This window comes from Paenibacillus lutrae, assembly GCF_009757775.1.
Taxonomy (GTDB): domain Bacteria; phylum Bacillota; class Bacilli; order Paenibacillales; family NBRC-103111; genus Paenibacillus_F; species Paenibacillus_F lutrae.
In genome coordinates, this window is sequence record NZ_RHLK01000002.1 from 740,265 (window position 1) to 757,060 (window position 16,796).

Here is a 16,796-nt window from a genome sequence, read left to right on the forward strand (position 1 = left end):
GTCCAGTGACAAACAAGGGAGCCTCCCAAACCGGGGGCTCCTTTCTTTTGCCTAAAGATTCATCTGCTTTTCTCCGTCTTGAGACCGAGGAAACAATCAACCCTTCGTCTCTTTTCAGTCATGACGGCACGAAGTAAACTAAAGATAGAATGAAAGGACACGAAGGCGGGGAATGAACGATGAATAGTTCTAGGGTAGGACGGCTGACGGGTGGTCTGGTACTTATTGCAGTCGGTATTCTGTTTTTTCTGAACATGATGGGGTGGATCACAATCAGTATTCGCCAGTTATTTGCGACTTTTTGGCCGGTTCTGCTTATCTTTTCAGGTCTTATGAGTCTGATCTTCAGACATTCGAAGCAGCGGGGGGAAGAATTCGGAGGAATTATTCTGCTGTGCGTGGGCACGATCTTCCTGCTGCGCAACCTAGATATGACTCCGTTCTCTACCGGTCAAATGTTTCAATTTATGATCCCGGTTGTGCTGGTGTATGCCGGCATCCAAATGATTTTTAGCCGCAAAAGTAAAGATGCCGGATCGGACTTTGGCTCCCGTTACAACTCCCGGTATGGATCTGATTATGATTCAGACTACGGTTCTAAATACGAGTCTGATTACAGTGCTGGTGCTCCAAACTCTGACGATAATTGGCAAGAAGAAGGCAAGAGTTGGAGCGAGAAGAAAAGAGCTTTCGAACGCAAAATGAAAGAATGGGAGCAGCATTCTTCCGCATCGCCGCACTCCGAATCCAGTGCTCACGATCCTTATCATCAAGCTGCCGGAAGACCGGGAGACATGGAGTATCACTATGTGAACAATTACACGAAAACGCAGCACAAATCAGGCTTTATCGGGGATTTCTACATCGGGAAAGATTACTGGGAGCTGACTCCGATGAATATTTCCTCCTTTATCGGCGATACCTTCATAGATTTGACCAAAGCCAGTATTCCGGCGGGTGAAACTAAAATTACCGTGTCGGCTTTTATCGGAGATGTTAAAATTATTGTTCCGGCTGATCTGGACATTGAAATTAAAGTGACGGCGTCTTCCTTTATCGGCGACATGAAAGTGCTGGATCGCCATGAGGACGGAATGATGCGTTCGATGTCCATGCAGACTCCGTATTATCAGGAAGGCATCAAGAAAATTAAACTAAATGTATCCATGTTCATCGGAGATGTTGTGGTGAAGAAGATCGGGTAAGAGGAGACGGTGTTAAATGAGAAGATTATGGAGCATGAAGTGGCAGCTGATGCTGTATTTTCTCGCCTCTAGCCTGCTTACTCTGGGGGTTCTGGGATTCGCCCAGCTGTACATTCCATGGGAAACGGTGAATGATACCTGGAAGCTGATGTTCGGACTTCTTACAGTTCTGATCGGACAGGCGGTCGGCTTTATAGCCGCCCGCTCTTTTCAGCGCAAAGTGGATGTGCTGCACATGGCGATGCTCCAGCTGGCTCAGGGGAATCTGAAGGACCGGCTTCCTGTCGATCCCATGGATTCTTTCCGGCCTGTCTACGAGGCTTTCAATAAGATGGCAGGTTCCCTGGAAGAACGGACTCATCTTCTGCAGGAAATGGGAGAAGAGCGCGCTTATATGGAGCGCAGCTCTGTGGAGACGGCGGTTGTGGAAGAGCGCAGACGTCTGGCAAGGGACCTGCATGACACGGTCAGTCAGGAGCTCTTCGCTATCCATATGTCGGCTTCTTCCCTGCCGAAGGTCATCGGACACAACCCGGATGTAGCCGGGCAGCTGATGGAGCAGCTGATCCAGATGTCGCATCATGCCCAGAAGCAGATGCGCGGTCTGATCTCCCAGCTGCGGCCGATTGAGCTCGACGGCAGCACGCTGGAGGAAGCGCTGGAGAAATGGTTCCCCGAGTACTGCAGGGCCCACGAGCTGCGAGGCAGTCTGGATGTGGAGACGCAGCAGCCGATCTCGGAGACGATTGAGCATCAGCTGTTCCTGATCATCCAGGAGGGGATGGCGAACATCGTCAAGCATGCTTCCGCGAGCCGGATTGAGCTGAAGCTGCATGACTCCGGCCGTCAGTATGTACTTCAGCTCATTGATGACGGCAAAGGTTTCGAACGGAGCGCGATCTCCTCAGCGTCCCACGGCCTGTCTACGATGAGGGAGAGAGCGCAGAAGCTGGGGGGCGAAGCGGAAGTCATTAGTGGAGCGGGCACGGGGACGACCGTGCGGGTGAGAATACCCAAATTTACCAAAGTGGCGAAAGGGGACGCAGCTGAGTGAAACAGCAGGTAAAAGTAATGCTCGTGGACGATCACGATATGGTGCGGGTCGGATTGCGCACCTATATTATGCTGGAGGAAGAGCTGACCGTTGTGGCCGAAGCGGCAAACGGGCACGAAGCTTTACGGACGCTGGAAGGACTGGACGCAGAGAAGGTGCCGGATGTTATCCTGATGGACCTGACTATGCCCGTTATGGACGGAATCGAAGCGACCCGTCAAATTACACAGCAGCATGCCTCCATTAAAATTATCATGCTCACCAGTTTCCTGGAGGAAGATAAAGTCGTCCAGGCGATAGAGGCTGGCGCCGTCTCGTACGTGCTTAAGACGATTTCTTCCGACCAGCTTGCCCTGGCGATCAAAGGAGCGGCAGACGGAATGCCGGTCATGAATCCGGAAGTATCGCTAGCCTTGACCAGGGGACTCAGGCAGCGGTCGGCGCAGCCCGGCGATGAGCATCTGACTTCCCGCGAGCGGGAGGTTCTTGCTCTGATTTCGGACGGGAAGTCCAACAAGGACATCTCCGAGGAGCTTCACATCAGCATCAAGACGGTCAAGACGCATGTCAGCAATCTCTTGATGAAATGTGAGCTGGAAGACAGGACTCAGCTCGCTATCTATGCGCACCGCAAAGGGTGGGCGGGTACCAAGGCATAATAGATTTCATCAGAAGGAGAGCGGCCGCTGAGGCCGTTTTTTTCTCATTTGGAACGCTGTAACGTTTATAAGAGCGGCTGCTAATAAAAACAGGAAAATGGAGGCAACCTAACCGTAATTGATCTACATTTACAAGAAGACTGGGAGGCTGCCTCGGATGAAAGCATTACATTCTTCGCTCGATCAGACCGAAGAGGCATTTGACAATGTGCGGGATTATTTACACCAGTTCGAATTTACACTCGGAGGCAACTGGGATTATGACCATGGTTCATTTGACCGGTACCTGGATGAAGCGCACAAGGTATGGCTGCGGATTCCTTTTGAAGTGACGCTGGGCCAGCTTGGCGGAGATACAGACGAAACAGATGCGATGGTGAGGATCGGGACTCCTTATGTTCTGAAGCATGTCTATAATGAAGGGGTGGATCACTCGGCTCACTTGATGACCGCATCCGCACTGATCAATCAGTTCCAGGCCCCGCTGGACGAAGATGCCGAGATCGAGAGCGAATGGATAGGCAAAGCAGAGAAGCTCCTGCGTGAAGTGGAGCGGAAATGGTTAAATTAAGAGAAGAAGCCCGTCTGTGATTCAAGCAAAACTTGCGGTATTTCATCAAAAGCCGGTGCTAAAGCCGGCTTTTTTAGCTTCCTTTTATAGAATTTTAAGGTTTGTTTAAGGATGGAAGTCCATTATATACATACAGAGACGGTTAAACATCACCTACAAATATACATCATCGCAACCGTCCTTCATTTATCCTTTACCAGACCTTATATGACTATTAATTAATGGAGGAATGAGCCATGGATGATAAGAAAAAAGAGTTTGACCCGCAGTCTCCGCAGTCCGGTTACCGTGAGGACAACTATGATTCGGAACTAAAGCGCGAGGAGGCGGCTGCACAAGATAATCAGGATGCGGAGAACCAGGAAAAGCCTTCTTATTACTACTCTTATGGACCTTATAAAACAGGGATGAAGGGCGAAGAACAGACGGCCGAATCCGAAGTAGCGACCACGTATTCCCATGCGGATGAATCGGCTGCTCCGGTAGAGGTGACACCGCCTAGACCGGTCCGCTCCTTCTCCTTTAACAACCGCAGCGATAACAAATCATCATCCGGCGGAGGATGGGACGGCTCGGGCAAGAAACGCGGTTCTTCCATACGCAGCGGGTTCGTTGCATTCCTCGCCGGTGCTGTGGTCGTGGCGTCACTGATGTTTGCGGCCGATACAACCAACTTGTTCACGAACAAGCAGGCACTGTCCTTACCGGGTGCCCAGCCGAACAGCTCGAATACGGCAGCAGCGGGAACCGCGAACAAAGCTGCTTTGGATACGGCCCGCCCGGCTAATATCGCACAGATTTTCCAGCAGGCGAGTCCGGCTACCGTCAAAATCGAATCGTTCGTGAAGAAGAAAACAAGTCAGGGAAATTCCAGACAAAATGATCCGTTCTACCGTTTCTTCTTCGGTGACCAGGATTCCGCTACACCTGAATCGGGTACGGGTTCCGGAACCATGCAGAAGACCGGAAGCGGAACGGGCTTTATTTTCGAGAAAGACGGCTATATTCTGACGAATGAGCACGTAGTGGAAGGCGCCGATGAAATTCAGGTAACTGTCCAGGGATACGAGAAGCCGTTTACGGCCAAACTGCTGGGCAACAGCTACGATCTTGATCTGGCCGCACTGAAAATCGAAGGGGAGAAAGATTTCCCGACCCTGCCTATCGGAAGCGCGGATAGCTTGAACGTCGGCGACTGGGTTGTCGCAATCGGGAACCCGTATGGATTTGACCACACCGTAACAGTCGGGGTGCTCAGTGCCAAGGAGCGTCCGATCTCCATTCAGGATGAGCAGGGAACACGCAACTACAAGCACTTGCTGCAGACAGATGCTTCGATTAACCCGGGGAACTCCGGCGGCCCTCTGCTGAACATGAACGGTGAAGTGATCGGCATCAACACGGCCGTTAGTTCGCAGGCTCAAGGTATCGGTTTTGCGATTCCGGAGAGCACCTTCTCCCAAGTGCTGGACAATCTGAAGAACAACGTGAAGATTCCCAAAGAGCCAGCACCGTTTATCGGTGTCAGTCTTCAGGATGTCGATAAAGAGTTAGCTGCCGAACTGAAGCTTGGGAACACCGAAGGGGCTATGATTGCCGAAGTTACACGTAAAAGCCCTGCTTTCCAAGCCGGTATGCGTCCTTATGACGTCATCGTGGACATTAATGACCAGAAGGTTCAGAATGCCGCGGCCGTCACGGAGAGAATCAAGACACTCAAAGTAGGCGACAAAGCCAAGATCGGGGTCATGAGAGACGGGAAGCGCGTCGAGCTGGATCTGACTATCGGGGACCGTAATGAACTGGAAACCGAGCAGCAGAAGAAGTAACCCTATAGACCGATCCGTGAAGGAGCAGAGAAAAGGCAGAATTCATGCTGAATCTCTGCTTCTTTTTCTGGTAAAAAGATAAGGAACGGCTGGGAATATGCAGGAAAAATTTTATCCGCAAGATGGATTTGATACAATAGAGGGATAGAAGCCTCGGCTTGCAGGCGCTGGAAAGTTAATGGAGAAGGGTGCAGATGAAGAGCAATGAGAGAAACAATCCTGGTGATTGACGATGATGAGAAAATTACATCCATGCTTCGGCGCAGCCTTGCTTTTGAAGGCTATACCATCGTGACGGCGAATAACGGCAATGAAGGGCTTAAAAGAATGCTCGAACAGGAGCCCGGGCTCGTGGTGCTGGACATTATGATGCCGGTAATGGATGGATGGGAAGTGTGCCGGCGGATCCGCGAAAGCGGAAGCCTCGTGCCGATCTTGATGCTGACAGCCAAAGATGAAGTGACCGACCGTGTAAAAGGGCTGGATCTGGGAGCGGATGATTACCTCATCAAACCTTTTGCGCTCGAAGAACTGTTAGCCCGTGTCCGCGTGCTCCTAAGGCGGCGTGTAGAGCGGGCCGAGCAGCCGACGAACCGCCTTCATTACGATAACGTGACGCTGGATCTCGACACCCGTGAAGTTTTCCGGGAAGAGCAGCTCATTGAATTGACGACGAAGGAATTCGATTTGCTTCATTTGTTTATGCAGAACCCGAAGAGAGTGCTTTCACGCGACATTATTATGGAAAAAATCTGGGGTTACGATTACAGCGGGGAATCCAATGTACTAGAGGTCTATATCGCCCTGCTGCGGCAAAAGACAGAAGAGTACGGACACAAGCGTATCATACAGACGGTGCGTGGAGCGGGGTATGTCCTGAGAGGAGAGAGTTAGATGTCTATCCGCCTCCGGTTGACACTGTGGTACTCCGGTATTTTGGCGGTTACCCTGCTGTTGTTCGGCTTTGGCCTTTATCTTTTTCTCTCGTTCTATATATACAGTGATTTGGAGAAACAGCTTAATGACACATGGAAGCAGACCTACGAACGTAAAAAGACGGTAGGCATCCCGACGTTTCGCGGGGGTTACCAGCTCAAACTGGAACTGGATAATCTGGATACGTTCTCGGAAAATTATTTTTTCCAGTTATCCAGTTTGAATGAGGAAGAGGCACCGCTCATCCACGACCGCTCTTCTCTTCTGAAGGGTTACGGACTGTCGCTGCCGATCTCGGAATCCGCCAGGCAGAAGATCGTACAGACGGACCAGTTTATTGTCGAGCGTTTGAATTTAACGGTAAGCAACCGGTCAGTGCCGATCATACTGGTCAGCAAAGGGTTTAATATATCGGAGAACGGCCAGCTGATATCGCGGGGCGTGCTTCAAGTAGGGGCTCCCATTTATTATTATCAGAATTTCTTTAACCTTCTCCAGTATTCACTTGCCATCCTTGCGCTTGTTACCGTTCTCATCGCGGCAACGCTGGGCTGGTTCCTGGCACGCAAAGCGCTCCGGCCGATTGAGCAGGTGATCGTCGCCACGCAGAAGATCGAGAAGGGAGCGGATCTCGATAAGCGGATCATCTATGACGGGCCGGAGGATGAAATCGGCCGGCTGACGGTGACGATCAACAATATGCTCGGCCGCCTGCAGCTCGTCTACAGTGAGCTTGAGGAGGCTTACCGGGCGCAGCGCAGATTCGTCTCCGACGCCTCCCACGAGCTCCGGACGCCGCTTACGACGATCCGCGGCAACGTGGAGCTGCTGGAGAAGATGTGGAGCAAGTCGCTCACATCCGGACAGGGTGCTCCAGCCAATCCGGAGCATGTCGAGATGTCGATCGAGGCTATGCAGGATATTGCCGGTGAGGCACACCGGATGAGCCGGCTCGTCAACGATATGCTGTCGCTTGCCAGGGCGGACGCGGGCTTCGAGATGGAGCTGCGGCCTATCGAGCTGAAGCCGCTTGTCGAAGAAGTCGCCCGCAGGGCTCTGTTCCTGCCCCGCCAGGCGGAATGGATCGTTGGCGATCTGGATGTTCTGGATGGTCTGACGGTGCGCGGCAACAAGGATTATATGCAGCAGCTGCTTTTTATTTTCATCGAGAATGCGTTCAAGTTTACGTCCGAAGGAAGTGTCCGTCTGGATGCGCTCCGCTCCAGGGAGCAGATCGGTCTGCGGATTGCCGATACGGGTATGGGCATGGACAAGGAGGAAGTGCCGCACATCTTCGACCGCTTCTACAGGGCGGATGTTTCCAGGGGCAAAACGGCGGGAACCGGCCTGGGGCTGTCGATCGCCAAATGGATTATTGACGAGCACGGCGGGTCCATCGAAGTCATTACCCGGGAGGGTGAAGGCACTACCTTCGTCATCTGGCTGCCTGTCGTCTTTCTTCCCAGCGCGTGATGGGCTATAATAGAATCAACACGACGAAAAGTAGGTGCTTGTTATGAAAGTCGTTAAAATTTCCCCCAGGGGCTATTGTTACGGCGTAGTAGATGCGATGGCACTGGCCATGCAAACGGCCAAGAACCTCGATCTGCCCCGGCCGATTTATATACTCGGTATGATTGTGCACAACGCTCATGTAACTTCTTTCTTCGAGGAAGAAGGCGTAATTACGCTGGACGGACCTAACCGTCTTGAAATTCTGGATCAGGTGACGACCGGGACAGTGATCTTCACGGCACACGGCGTGTCGCCTGAAGTCCGCCGCATCGCGCGCGAGAAAGGCTTGACGGTTGTAGATGCGACTTGCCCGGATGTGACCAAGACGCATGACCTGATCCGTGAGAAGACGGCCGAGGGCTATGAAATTATTTATATCGGTAAAAAACACCATCCGGAGCCGGAAGGCGCCATCGGGATCGCTCCCGACCGCGTTCATCTGATCGAGACGCTCGAAGACGCGGATGTACTGGAGCTTGCGCTGCAGAACTCCCGCGTGCTGATCACGAATCAGACAACGATGAGTCAATGGGACATTAAGCACATTATGAAGAAGCTGCTGGAGCGGTTTCCGAAAGCGGAGATTCATAATGAAATTTGTCTGGCGACCCAGGTTCGTCAAGAGGCTGTGGCTGAGCAGGCCAAAGAGGTCGATCTGGTCATCGTCGTCGGCGATCCGAAGAGCAACAACTCCAACCGTCTGGCGCAGGTTTCCGAGGATATTGCGGGGGTAAAAGCATACCGCATATCCGATGTATCCGAAATCCGCCGGGACTGGCTGATGACGGTTCGTAACGTAGGAGTGACGTCCGGCGCATCGACGCCGACTCCTATTACGAAGGAAGCGATCGCTTATCTGGAGCAGTTCGATCCTGCGGATGAGTCGACATGGGAAATTAACCGGACCATCAACATGAAGAAACTCATCCCGATGCCCAAAGCACGGGCCGGCATTAAATCCTAGCCGATCCGGTTCGCTTAATTCGGCAGGCCGTTTCTAAACGTATTTAGATTGCCGCCATTAATTAAAGAAATAGATACGCTAAAGACTGTTCGATAGTTAAAAAGCCGGATTCCTGTTCTAAGGAATCCGGCTTTTGATTGTTAAATAAGCTGAGATGCTGTTTAGATGTTGCTTCAGGCGTCCTGACTTGTTATTTCTTCGGGGATGGTTCATTTTTGTGTTCAATAACTTGCACTACTTTAGGTTCAATGGCTCTTAACTGTTGTTCATAGGAAATCGTGCTTTTGGGAACATCGCCATTATTTTCACCTTGAATTTGTGCATCCACCTGGGTTTTTGAAATGACATCAATCACTTGTTGTTTAGAGATATTTTTAGATGCTGCTATCTCCACAACAGAGTTCCCTTGTGCTAATTCTTCTTTTAATTCCTCCGGGCTAATTTTTAGTAAAGCAAACAGATCTGCATCATTTAAAAAGTCTCGGGCTTGACGAAACTGAAATAGAGTTGTATATTTACTTTATCGAATAAAAGCATAAAAGCTTAGACGTATAAAAGCTAAAAAGCATAGAAGCTTAAAAGCTCGAAAGTGAAATAGTGAGGAAGCACGGCCGGCATTAGCAAATACAAACCCATAGGAGTGGTGAATGAAATGATCGCAATTCTTTCTAATAAGGTGGAGCAAGGCCGAATTGATGATATCGTCCAAATTATCCAAAGCCATGGTGTGCAGGCTCATGTATCCCGCGGCGATGACCGGACGGTCATCGGAATTATCGGCCAAGCCGATCCTGTACTTGCAGAACAGCTGCGTCAGCAGAAAGGCGTCGAGCAAGTGGTGAAGATCTCGAAATCCTACAAACTGGCAAGCCGTGACTTTCATCCGGCGGATACCGTAATTCGAATCAAGGATGTCGAAATCGGCGGCGACCAACTGGTTGTTATGGGCGGCCCCTGCGCGGTAGAAACCCCTGAGCAAATGGATGAAATCGCACGTCTGGTCAAAGCGGCCGGAGGCCAAGTGCTCCGCGGCGGAGCCTTTAAACCTCGTACAGGTCCATACAGCTTCCAGGGCGTTGGAGTGGAAGGTCTGGTTATGATGGCTGAAGCGGGACGCAAGCATGGGCTTCTGACGATCACAGAAGTCATGACACCGGAATACGTCGATATATGCGCCGAGTACACGGACATTCTGCAGGTCGGTACCCGCAACATGCAGAACTTTGATCTGCTCCGTAAGCTCGGTACGATTCAAACGCCAGTGCTGCTTAAGCGCGGTTTCAGCTCCACTTACGATGAGTTCCTCAATGCGGCCGAGTACATTCTGGCGGGCGGGAATCCGAACGTTATGCTGTGCGAACGCGGAATCCGAACATTCGAGACGTACACGCGCAACACGCTGGATCTTACCGCGATTCCGGTACTCCAAAGCTTGAGCCATCTGCCGGTCATCTCGGACCCGAGCCACGGAACAGGACGCCGGGAACTTGTCGAACCGATGACCAAAGCATCCGTAGCGGCGGGAGCGGACGGCCTCATTATCGAAATGCATACAGATCCGGACAATTCGATGACCGGAGACGGAGTTCAATCGCTTTTCCCGGAACAATTCGCCAAATTGCTTCGCGATCTGGAGCAGCTGGCCCCGCTTTGCGGCAAACGTTTCGACACATCCAAGGAAGCTGTACTAGTATAATTCCACCAATAATTCCATTATTAAATCCACTGAAAACCGGAGAAATCCGGTTTTTTTCGTTTCATGTGATGAAACCTTACACAATTTAAAAAAATACCTGACATGACTATTGACGATATTTCCGGCAGCGCTATATAATATGTAAAAAGATGAGTTGAAAACTTGAACATTACACAGAGAATCCAATGTGAATGTACGGAATTAGGAGGGTTTACACATGTCAGTTAAGAACGTATTAGACCTTATCAAGGAAAAAGGCATTGAATGGGTTGATTTTCGTTTCGTAGATCTACTGGGTAAAGCGCACCACATTTCTTTGCCGGCTTGCGAAGTTGAGGAAGAAACATTCGAGAACGGGGTCGCTTTTGACGGTTCCTCCATTCAAGGTTTCCGCGGTATTGAAGAATCGGACATGGTTATGATGCCGGATACGGAATCCGTCTATGTGGATCCTTTTACCGCTCATCCGACACTGATCGTTATGTGCAACATCCACACTCCTGACGGCGAGCGTTATGAGCGCGATCCGCGCAGCATCGCACACAAAGCAGAAGAATTCCTGCAAACGGCCGGCGTAGGCACAACGGCATTCTTTGCTCCTGAATCCGAGTTTTTCATTTTCGACGACGTTCGTTACGAGAGCAGCATGAATACTTCCTTCTATTCGGTCGATTCCGAAGAAGGGGCATGGAACACTTCCCGCAAAGAAGAAGGCGGCAACCTGGGCTTCAAAATCGGAGTCAAAGGCGGCTACGTGCCTGTACAACCCGTGGACAGCCAGCAGGATATCCGCAGTGAAATGTGTAAACTTCTCCAAGAAGCAGGTCTTCGCATCGAGCGTCATCACCACGAAGTAGCAACAGCAGGTCAAGCCGAGATTAACTTCCGTTTTGACACCCTCACTAAAACCGCAGACAATTTGATGAAATACAAATATATTGTACACAACACAGCCAGACAGTATGGAAAAGTAGCGACTTTCATGCCTAAGCCACTCTTTGGAGACAATGGTTCCGGTATGCACGTTCACCAAAGTATCTTCGATGGCGACACGCCTCTGTTCTTCGACAAGAACGGCTACGCGAATCTGAGTGAAATGGCTATGCACTACATCGGCGGTATTCTGTATCATGCTCCCGCACTGATCGCGCTGACTAACCCGTCCACCAACTCGTTCAAACGCCTTGTTCCGGGTTATGAAGCACCGGTTAACCTGGTGTTCTCCAAAGGAAACCGTTCCGCGGCTGTCCGTATTCCGGTTGCTGCTGTGACACCGAAGGGCTGTCGGATCGAATTCCGTACACCGGACTCCACGGCTAACCCATACCTTGCTTTTGCAGCTATGCTGATGGCGGGTCTGGACGGCATCAAGAAGAAGATCGATCCTCGCGAACTCGGCTACGGCCCGCTGGATAAGAACATTTATGAGCTGTCCGATGCAGACAAATCCGAAATCCGCAGCGTTCCAGGCACACTGGAAGAAGCTCTTGACGCTCTGGAAGCGGATCATGAATTCTTGCTCCAAGGCGAAGTGTTCACGAAAGACTTCATTGCGAACTATGTCGATATCAAACGCGGCGAAGCGAAAGCTGTTGCAATCCGCATCCACCCGCACGAGTACTCCCTGTACTTCGGCTGCTAACAGCCTTCCTTGCCGGTTATTTTAAATGATGTCTTACAGACTCCCGAAACAGTTTCCAAATGTTTCGGGAGTTTTTGTTTTCTTAACACAGGCTTAGCATGTTCCTGAACTCTATGTCATATTTTGGTTGTATGATAGAAGGAATGAAGGAGTAAGGTGGTGCCACACATGAAAGATTGGAGCGAGAAGGAAGTGCTTCACCTATTGGGGAGAACGTCCTTTTCTGCTGTCCCGTCAGAAGTTCAAGAATGCTTGAAACTGGGAAAGGAAGAATCGGTCCGAAGGCTGACTTCCGGAATTCCTTTAATAGATGGATCACAGGATGTACTGCCATTCGGGCAGGTAAAAGCGGATGACAAACCGCTTATCGAGAAGGGGCTCGGCGACCAGCAAACCTACTGGCTTTACCGGATGATCGCGTCTCCGACTCCTTTGATCGAGAAAATGACCTTGTTCTGGCATAGTCATTTTGCCTCGTCCTATTACAAAGTGAGCGACATGATGCTGATGGTGCGGCAAAATGAGCTTCTGCGCAAGCATGCGCTGGGCAGCTTCCGTTCACTGCTCGATGCGATCCGGCAGGACCCGGCTATGATGCTGTATCTGGATGTTTCCACGAACCGCAAAGGGTCTCCGAATGAGAATTATGCCCGTGAGATGATGGAGCTTTTTACACTCGGAATCGGCAATTACAAGGAGGAAGATGTGAAGGAGGCGGCGCGGGCTCTCACCGGCTGGAGCTACGACCGCAAAGCGGATAAGGTACAGTTTGTCGACAAGCAGCATGACGAAGGCGGCAAAGTGCTGCTGGGGGAGAGCGGCAGATTCAATGCGGAAGATACCGTGATTATCCTGATGAGGCAGACGGCTCTGCCGAAGTTCATCGCTTCGAAGCTTCTGACATACTTCGGTACGGAGAATCCTCCGGAAGCATGGATCGATAAGGTGGCGCGGAACATCAAGAAATTAAATACGATCGGGGACGTTCTCTACGAACTGCTGATCTCCGATGAGTTCTATGAACCGGCATACCGGATGTCGCTGGTCAAAACTCCCGCGGAATACGTGGCCGGCGCTATGCGCTCGCTGGATATTCCGCTGACGGCAGCCATGCGCGCATCCATGGGCCTGATGGGCATGGATCTGTACGCCCCGCCGGATATATCCGGCTGGAAGGGCGGAGCATCCTGGCTGTCCACCAGCCGCCTGCTTGCCCGCTATCAATTCGCGGACAAAGTGTCCAAGCGGGTTACGGACAGCCAGATCCAGGCGATGTCGCCCGCAGAATCAGGGGCGGGCGGGGAGGCTTATGTCGAGCGCTGGAGCCGGAGCGTCGGCATTCCAAGTCTTGGCCGCAATACGGCGGCTGTATTGTCCCGGTATGCGTCCGAAACCATTGTAGCCTCCAAGAAACCGGCAGGGGGCAAAAGAAGTCTGCTTCAGCTTCTGCTCATTAGTCCGGAAGCGCAGATGAAGTAACCGGAGGGTGAGAATATGAATCTGACACGAAGAGAGTTTCTGATTAAAGGGACGGCGCTGGTCGCGGCGCTCGGGCTTGGAGGACCGCTGCTCTATGCGGACAGCAAGAAGCTGCTTACGCCGGGACCGTCCCGCGATACGGGCAAGGCACTGGTTGTCGTGCAGCTGTCGGGCGGCAGCGACGGGCTTAATACGCTGATTCCGTATGGAATCGGGGCTTACCATGACGCAAGGCCGACTCTTAAGCTCAAACAGCATGAAGTGTTTGAGATCAATGGGCAGCTGGGGCTGCACCCGAGCCTCAGCGAGCTGAATGAGCTGTACAAGCGGGGCAAGCTGGCGATTGTTCAAGGCGTCGGCTATCCGAAGCAGGATTATTCGCATTTCAGATCCATGGAGATCTGGCATACGGCGGAGCCGGAGAAGCGGATAACCAATGGCTGGGTAGCCCGGTATGCCGCCGCTTCGCTGGACGCCGGCAATCCGCTTCGGGCCGTGCAGCTCGGTAAGACACAATGCAGGGCACTGATGCATGATTCTATGTCGCTTCCATTGGTATCGACAATTGATTCTTACAAAATTTTTACGAACAAAACATCCGATCCCGACCGGAACCGTCTCAACAAGGCTTTCCTGGATATGTACGATCCGGGCAAGCAGATTACGCCGCTGCGCGTCATTTGCAGCAGCGGGATGGAAGCCTACCGCAGTGTGGAGGCTGTGCAGGCACTGGCTCCCCGGTACCGGGAAGGGGTGATTTATCCGGATACGGCTTTTGCCAGGGAACTGCAATTGGCTGTGAGATTGCTGGCGTCAGGTTCGGATACGCGCGTGTTCTATACGCAGGTAGGGCCTTTCGACGACCATGCCCATGAGAAGGCGAATCACGGCAAAATGCTGCGGACCGTAGACGCGGCTCTGGGAGCCTTCTACCGTGACCTGGAGGCGCACGGGCTTCAGGATAAAGTTATGACGATGGCATTCTCGGAGTTTGGCCGCAGGGTCAAGGAGAATGGCAGCGGAGGAACCGACCATGGAACGGCCGGGCCTGTCTTCCTGTTGGGAGGAAGCGTCAGCGGGGGACTGTATGGAGCTTATCCGAGTCTTACGAAGCTGATCAAGGGCGATCTTGAATCTCAGGTGGATTTCCGCTCCATCTATTACACCATTGTGGAAGATTGGCTCCAAGGCGATGCCAAGAGCACGCTGGGCCGGACATACGAGAAATTGTCGTTTATTTAGTGACCAAGAAGGCCAGTCCTGACGGAATGGCCTTTTTTTATTCTACCCTGCGTTCAATGTACGGTCTTATAATGGAGATGAAAAGACTTTGTTGTCAGCAATTTATTTGAAGTGACAGCCTTGCATTAGACTAAATGGTGAGAAAATTCGCTATTAAAGGGGGAGAATAAAGTTGAAAAAGTTTATCCTGTTATGCCTTTTCTTAATCACTGCGGCAGGCTGTTCTCAGAATCCTCCTCCGTACTCTTATGCGGCGCTTGATGTTTCGAAAGTCTATACATCGTTTGAAGAGATCGCCGAAGCTTCTCCAATCATCGCCGAAGTAAAGATAACGGATCATCAAGAAACCATTCATCACCTGAATGCGGATTTTGCCAAAACACAGATAGAAATCGTTACAGTCTTTAAGGGGAAACAGCAACTGGAGCGCACCCGCCTTAATCTGCTAGAGCTTGCGACACTGAATATTACCAAAGACACTCACAAAGGGAACTATGTGCTTTTTTTGCGGCCTTATGAAGGGCCGATCGCTCAAAATGCCTACACGATCGCCGGCGTATACCAAGGCAAGTTTAAAGTAGCCGACAATCATCAACTTATGTATGATGCAGAAAAATACGATGCCGTGAACACTTTTCAAAAAGAGTTTGTACAAACAATGAAGACAAATAAGCTGAGCGCAAAAATTGAAGCTTCTGTCTCCACCGGAAATTTGGAATGAATGAAGTGGATTTCTATCCACTATGCTCAACGTATTCTTGCTGAGCCAATAAGGCTGCTGCCACCAACAAAGAGAAGGCCAATCCCAAAGGGATGGCCTTCTCTTTGTTTAAAGCTTCATGCACGCCGGATTAGTACAAGAAAGCGCGGCTGATGATTACCAGAAGGATGAAGAGAACCAGAATGGCACCCGTGCTTGTGAAACCGCCGTATCCAACTCCTGACATTTCGCATGACCTCCTTCGTAATGGAGTACACGATATCCTATGCGGCGGGTTCCGGGTTGGTCTGGGTGGGCGCGCCTAATCTGCCGAGGATGGGATGCACGTTTTACCCGGCTCTGCCGTACACTATACAAGAGATGAAGCTTCGGCTGCGCCGGCTTCCACGGCAGCTGCTGCGCCTGGAGAACATGGGAGGATGACCATGGATTCACAGAATGTTCTGCCTAACAACAAGCTGGGTAAAACCCAATACCTTAACCGGCATCCGGAGCTAAAGAAGTTTCTTCCCGATTCAGCTTCGGAATCCAAAGAGCACATCCGGGATTGGCTGAAGCGATACAATGTGGTGTATGTCAAACCCAATAATGGAACCGGGGGCCGGGGGATTCTGCGCGTAGATATTCTGACCAAAGGTAAATACCGCTATCAGATCGGCAAGCGCAAGAAGGTGTTTGACAGCTACGAGGATCTGTACCGTTCTATGTTCCCTTACCTGAAGGAACGGAAGCATCTCGTTCAGCGCGGTATCCGGCTTCTAACCAGCAAAGGACGCCCGTTTGACATTCGGATTATGGTTCAGAAGAACTTCGACGGGGAGTGGGAAAACACCGGAATTATCGGGAGAGTCGCACACCCGGACAAAATCGTAACAAACTATCACAGCGGAGGGACGCCAACTGCCCTCCCGAGGCTGCTTGAAGAGTATTTGAAACCGGATCAAGTGGAAGAATACGTGAAAAAGCTGAACGGGCTCGGTTTAGAAATCGCGGAATATATGCATACCGGATATCCGAAAGTAACCGCCTTCGGGGTGGATATCGCGATCGATAGAGATCTTAAGCCATGGATTCTGGAAGTGAACACCAAGCCCGATCCGTTTATTTTCAAGAAGCTCCAAGATAAAACGGTTTTTCGCAAAATATGGCGGTACATCCGGGCCAATCACTCACCGCTCCCTGTATATAAAGGTAAAAAGCGGCACCGTAAACTTTCTTACGGCAAAGCATAGGGTAGAGGTTGTAAGGGGCGGGTGAGCTTCTCCAGTGGATACAACAAAAAG

General features: G+C 51.2%; 16 protein-coding genes and 1 pseudogene. 15 read left to right on the forward strand and 2 right to left on the reverse strand.

Annotated elements, in window-relative coordinates:
• The first annotated feature begins 179 nt into the window (after positions 1 to 179).
• The 8 genes from liaF to EDM21_RS05610 all read left to right on the forward strand — a co-directional run bounded on the left by liaF (position 180) and on the right by EDM21_RS05610 (position 8,733).
• Entirely contained in the window at positions 180 to 1,205 is a 1,026-nt protein-coding gene (liaF, locus tag EDM21_RS05575; protein WP_157333613.1) for a cell wall-active antibiotics response protein LiaF, read from the forward strand.
• A 16-nt stretch (positions 1,206 to 1,221) separates the two neighbouring features.
• Entirely contained in the window at positions 1,222 to 2,259 is a 1,038-nt protein-coding gene (locus EDM21_RS05580; protein WP_157333615.1) for a HAMP domain-containing sensor histidine kinase, read from the forward strand.
• Entirely contained in the window at positions 2,256 to 2,918 is a 663-nt protein-coding gene (locus EDM21_RS05585) for a response regulator (RefSeq protein ID WP_166541838.1), read from the forward strand. The genes EDM21_RS05580 and EDM21_RS05585 overlap by 4 nt, the downstream gene beginning before the upstream one ends.
• Before the next feature lie 157 nt (positions 2,919 to 3,075).
• Positions 3,076 to 3,489 carry a YugN family protein gene (locus EDM21_RS05590; RefSeq protein WP_157333617.1) on the forward strand — a complete coding sequence of 138 codons (414 nt, stop codon included), beginning with the start codon at positions 3,076 to 3,078 and terminating at the stop codon, positions 3,487 to 3,489.
• 236 nt (positions 3,490 to 3,725) lie between these two features.
• Positions 3,726 to 5,318 (forward strand): S1C family serine protease, encoded by a 1,593-nt coding sequence (locus EDM21_RS05595; RefSeq protein ID WP_157333619.1) that lies wholly within the window; start codon positions 3,726 to 3,728, stop codon positions 5,316 to 5,318.
• A 204-nt stretch (positions 5,319 to 5,522) separates the two neighbouring features.
• Positions 5,523 to 6,212 (forward strand): response regulator transcription factor, encoded by a 690-nt coding sequence (locus tag EDM21_RS05600; RefSeq protein ID WP_157333621.1) that lies wholly within the window; start codon positions 5,523 to 5,525, stop codon positions 6,210 to 6,212.
• Positions 6,213 to 7,727: a sensor histidine kinase gene (locus EDM21_RS05605; RefSeq protein WP_157333623.1), complete on the forward strand. Its 1,515-nt coding sequence runs from the start codon at positions 6,213 to 6,215 to the stop codon at positions 7,725 to 7,727.
• A 43-nt stretch (positions 7,728 to 7,770) separates the two neighbouring features.
• Positions 7,771 to 8,733, forward strand: a complete 963-nt coding sequence (locus tag EDM21_RS05610; protein WP_157333625.1) for a 4-hydroxy-3-methylbut-2-enyl diphosphate reductase — start codon at positions 7,771 to 7,773, stop codon at positions 8,731 to 8,733.
• A gap of 190 nt (positions 8,734 to 8,923) precedes the next feature.
• Here EDM21_RS05610 and EDM21_RS05615 read toward each other — a convergent pair.
• Positions 8,924 to 9,220: pseudogene (locus EDM21_RS05615) on the reverse strand (hypothetical protein); the annotation flags it as partial.
• A 165-nt stretch (positions 9,221 to 9,385) separates the two neighbouring features.
• Here EDM21_RS05615 and aroF point away from each other — a divergent pair.
• The 5 genes from aroF (at position 9,386) to EDM21_RS05640 (ending at position 15,513) form a co-directional block, all read left to right on the forward strand.
• The gene (gene aroF / locus EDM21_RS05620) at positions 9,386 to 10,429 is read left to right on the forward strand and encodes a 3-deoxy-7-phosphoheptulonate synthase (RefSeq protein WP_157333627.1); all 1,044 of its coding nucleotides are present in this window, start codon (positions 9,386 to 9,388) and stop codon (positions 10,427 to 10,429) included.
• A 217-nt stretch (positions 10,430 to 10,646) separates the two neighbouring features.
• Entirely contained in the window at positions 10,647 to 12,071 is a 1,425-nt protein-coding gene (glnA, locus tag EDM21_RS05625) for a type I glutamate--ammonia ligase (protein WP_157333629.1), read from the forward strand.
• A 168-nt stretch (positions 12,072 to 12,239) separates the two neighbouring features.
• The gene (locus EDM21_RS05630) at positions 12,240 to 13,550 is read left to right on the forward strand and encodes a DUF1800 domain-containing protein (RefSeq protein WP_157333631.1); all 1,311 of its coding nucleotides are present in this window, start codon (positions 12,240 to 12,242) and stop codon (positions 13,548 to 13,550) included.
• 15 nt (positions 13,551 to 13,565) lie between these two features.
• A complete protein-coding gene (locus EDM21_RS05635) occupies positions 13,566 to 14,792 on the forward strand; it encodes a DUF1501 domain-containing protein (protein ID WP_157333633.1) in 1,227 nt (408 codons plus the stop codon).
• A gap of 172 nt (positions 14,793 to 14,964) precedes the next feature.
• On the forward strand, positions 14,965 to 15,513 hold the full coding sequence (locus EDM21_RS05640) for a hypothetical protein (RefSeq protein WP_157333635.1): 549 nt from the start codon (positions 14,965 to 14,967) through the stop codon (positions 15,511 to 15,513).
• Between the two features lie 130 nt (positions 15,514 to 15,643).
• Here EDM21_RS05640 and EDM21_RS05645 read toward each other — a convergent pair whose 3' ends face one another.
• A complete protein-coding gene (locus EDM21_RS05645) occupies positions 15,644 to 15,739 on the reverse strand; it encodes a sporulation protein YjcZ (protein ID WP_084783409.1) in 96 nt (31 codons plus the stop codon).
• 5 nt (positions 15,740 to 15,744) lie between these two features.
• Here EDM21_RS05645 and EDM21_RS05650 point away from each other — a divergent pair, with 5 nt between their 5' ends.
• Together EDM21_RS05650 and EDM21_RS05655 are read left to right on the forward strand one after the other, a co-directional pair.
• Complete coding sequence (locus EDM21_RS05650) at positions 15,745 to 15,936, forward strand: hypothetical protein (protein ID WP_157333637.1); 192 nt, start codon at positions 15,745 to 15,747, stop codon at positions 15,934 to 15,936.
• A 2-nt stretch (positions 15,937 to 15,938) separates the two neighbouring features.
• Positions 15,939 to 16,745 (forward strand): YheC/YheD family protein, encoded by an 807-nt coding sequence (locus tag EDM21_RS05655; protein WP_157333639.1) that lies wholly within the window; start codon positions 15,939 to 15,941, stop codon positions 16,743 to 16,745.
• Positions 16,746 to 16,796: the final 51 nt, after the last annotated feature.

What these genes read in the sequence shown, in the direction of transcription:
- EDM21_RS05590 (WP_157333617.1), top strand. Translation starts at nt 3,076, where the DNA reads ATGAAAGCATTACATTCTTCGCTCGATCAGACCGAAGAGGCATTTGAC.
- EDM21_RS05645 (WP_084783409.1), bottom strand. Translation starts at nt 15,739, where the DNA reads ATGTCAGGAGTTGGATACGGCGGTTTCACAAGCACGGGTGCCATTCTG.
- EDM21_RS05635 (WP_157333633.1), top strand. Translation starts at nt 13,566, where the DNA reads ATGAATCTGACACGAAGAGAGTTTCTGATTAAAGGGACGGCGCTGGTC.
- EDM21_RS05605 (WP_157333623.1), top strand. Translation starts at nt 6,213, where the DNA reads ATGTCTATCCGCCTCCGGTTGACACTGTGGTACTCCGGTATTTTGGCG.
- EDM21_RS05650 (WP_157333637.1), top strand. Translation starts at nt 15,745, where the DNA reads ATGACCTCCTTCGTAATGGAGTACACGATATCCTATGCGGCGGGTTCC.
- EDM21_RS05580 (WP_157333615.1), top strand. Translation starts at nt 1,222, where the DNA reads ATGAGAAGATTATGGAGCATGAAGTGGCAGCTGATGCTGTATTTTCTC.
- EDM21_RS05595 (WP_157333619.1), top strand. Translation starts at nt 3,726, where the DNA reads ATGGATGATAAGAAAAAAGAGTTTGACCCGCAGTCTCCGCAGTCCGGT.
- aroF (WP_157333627.1), top strand. Translation starts at nt 9,386, where the DNA reads ATGATCGCAATTCTTTCTAATAAGGTGGAGCAAGGCCGAATTGATGAT.
- liaF (WP_157333613.1), top strand. Translation starts at nt 180, where the DNA reads ATGAATAGTTCTAGGGTAGGACGGCTGACGGGTGGTCTGGTACTTATT.
- EDM21_RS05600 (WP_157333621.1), top strand. Translation starts at nt 5,523, where the DNA reads ATGAGAGAAACAATCCTGGTGATTGACGATGATGAGAAAATTACATCC.
- EDM21_RS05655 (WP_157333639.1), top strand. Translation starts at nt 15,939, where the DNA reads ATGGATTCACAGAATGTTCTGCCTAACAACAAGCTGGGTAAAACCCAA.
- EDM21_RS05630 (WP_157333631.1), top strand. Translation starts at nt 12,240, where the DNA reads ATGAAAGATTGGAGCGAGAAGGAAGTGCTTCACCTATTGGGGAGAACG.
- glnA (WP_157333629.1), top strand. Translation starts at nt 10,647, where the DNA reads ATGTCAGTTAAGAACGTATTAGACCTTATCAAGGAAAAAGGCATTGAA.
- EDM21_RS05610 (WP_157333625.1), top strand. Translation starts at nt 7,771, where the DNA reads ATGAAAGTCGTTAAAATTTCCCCCAGGGGCTATTGTTACGGCGTAGTA.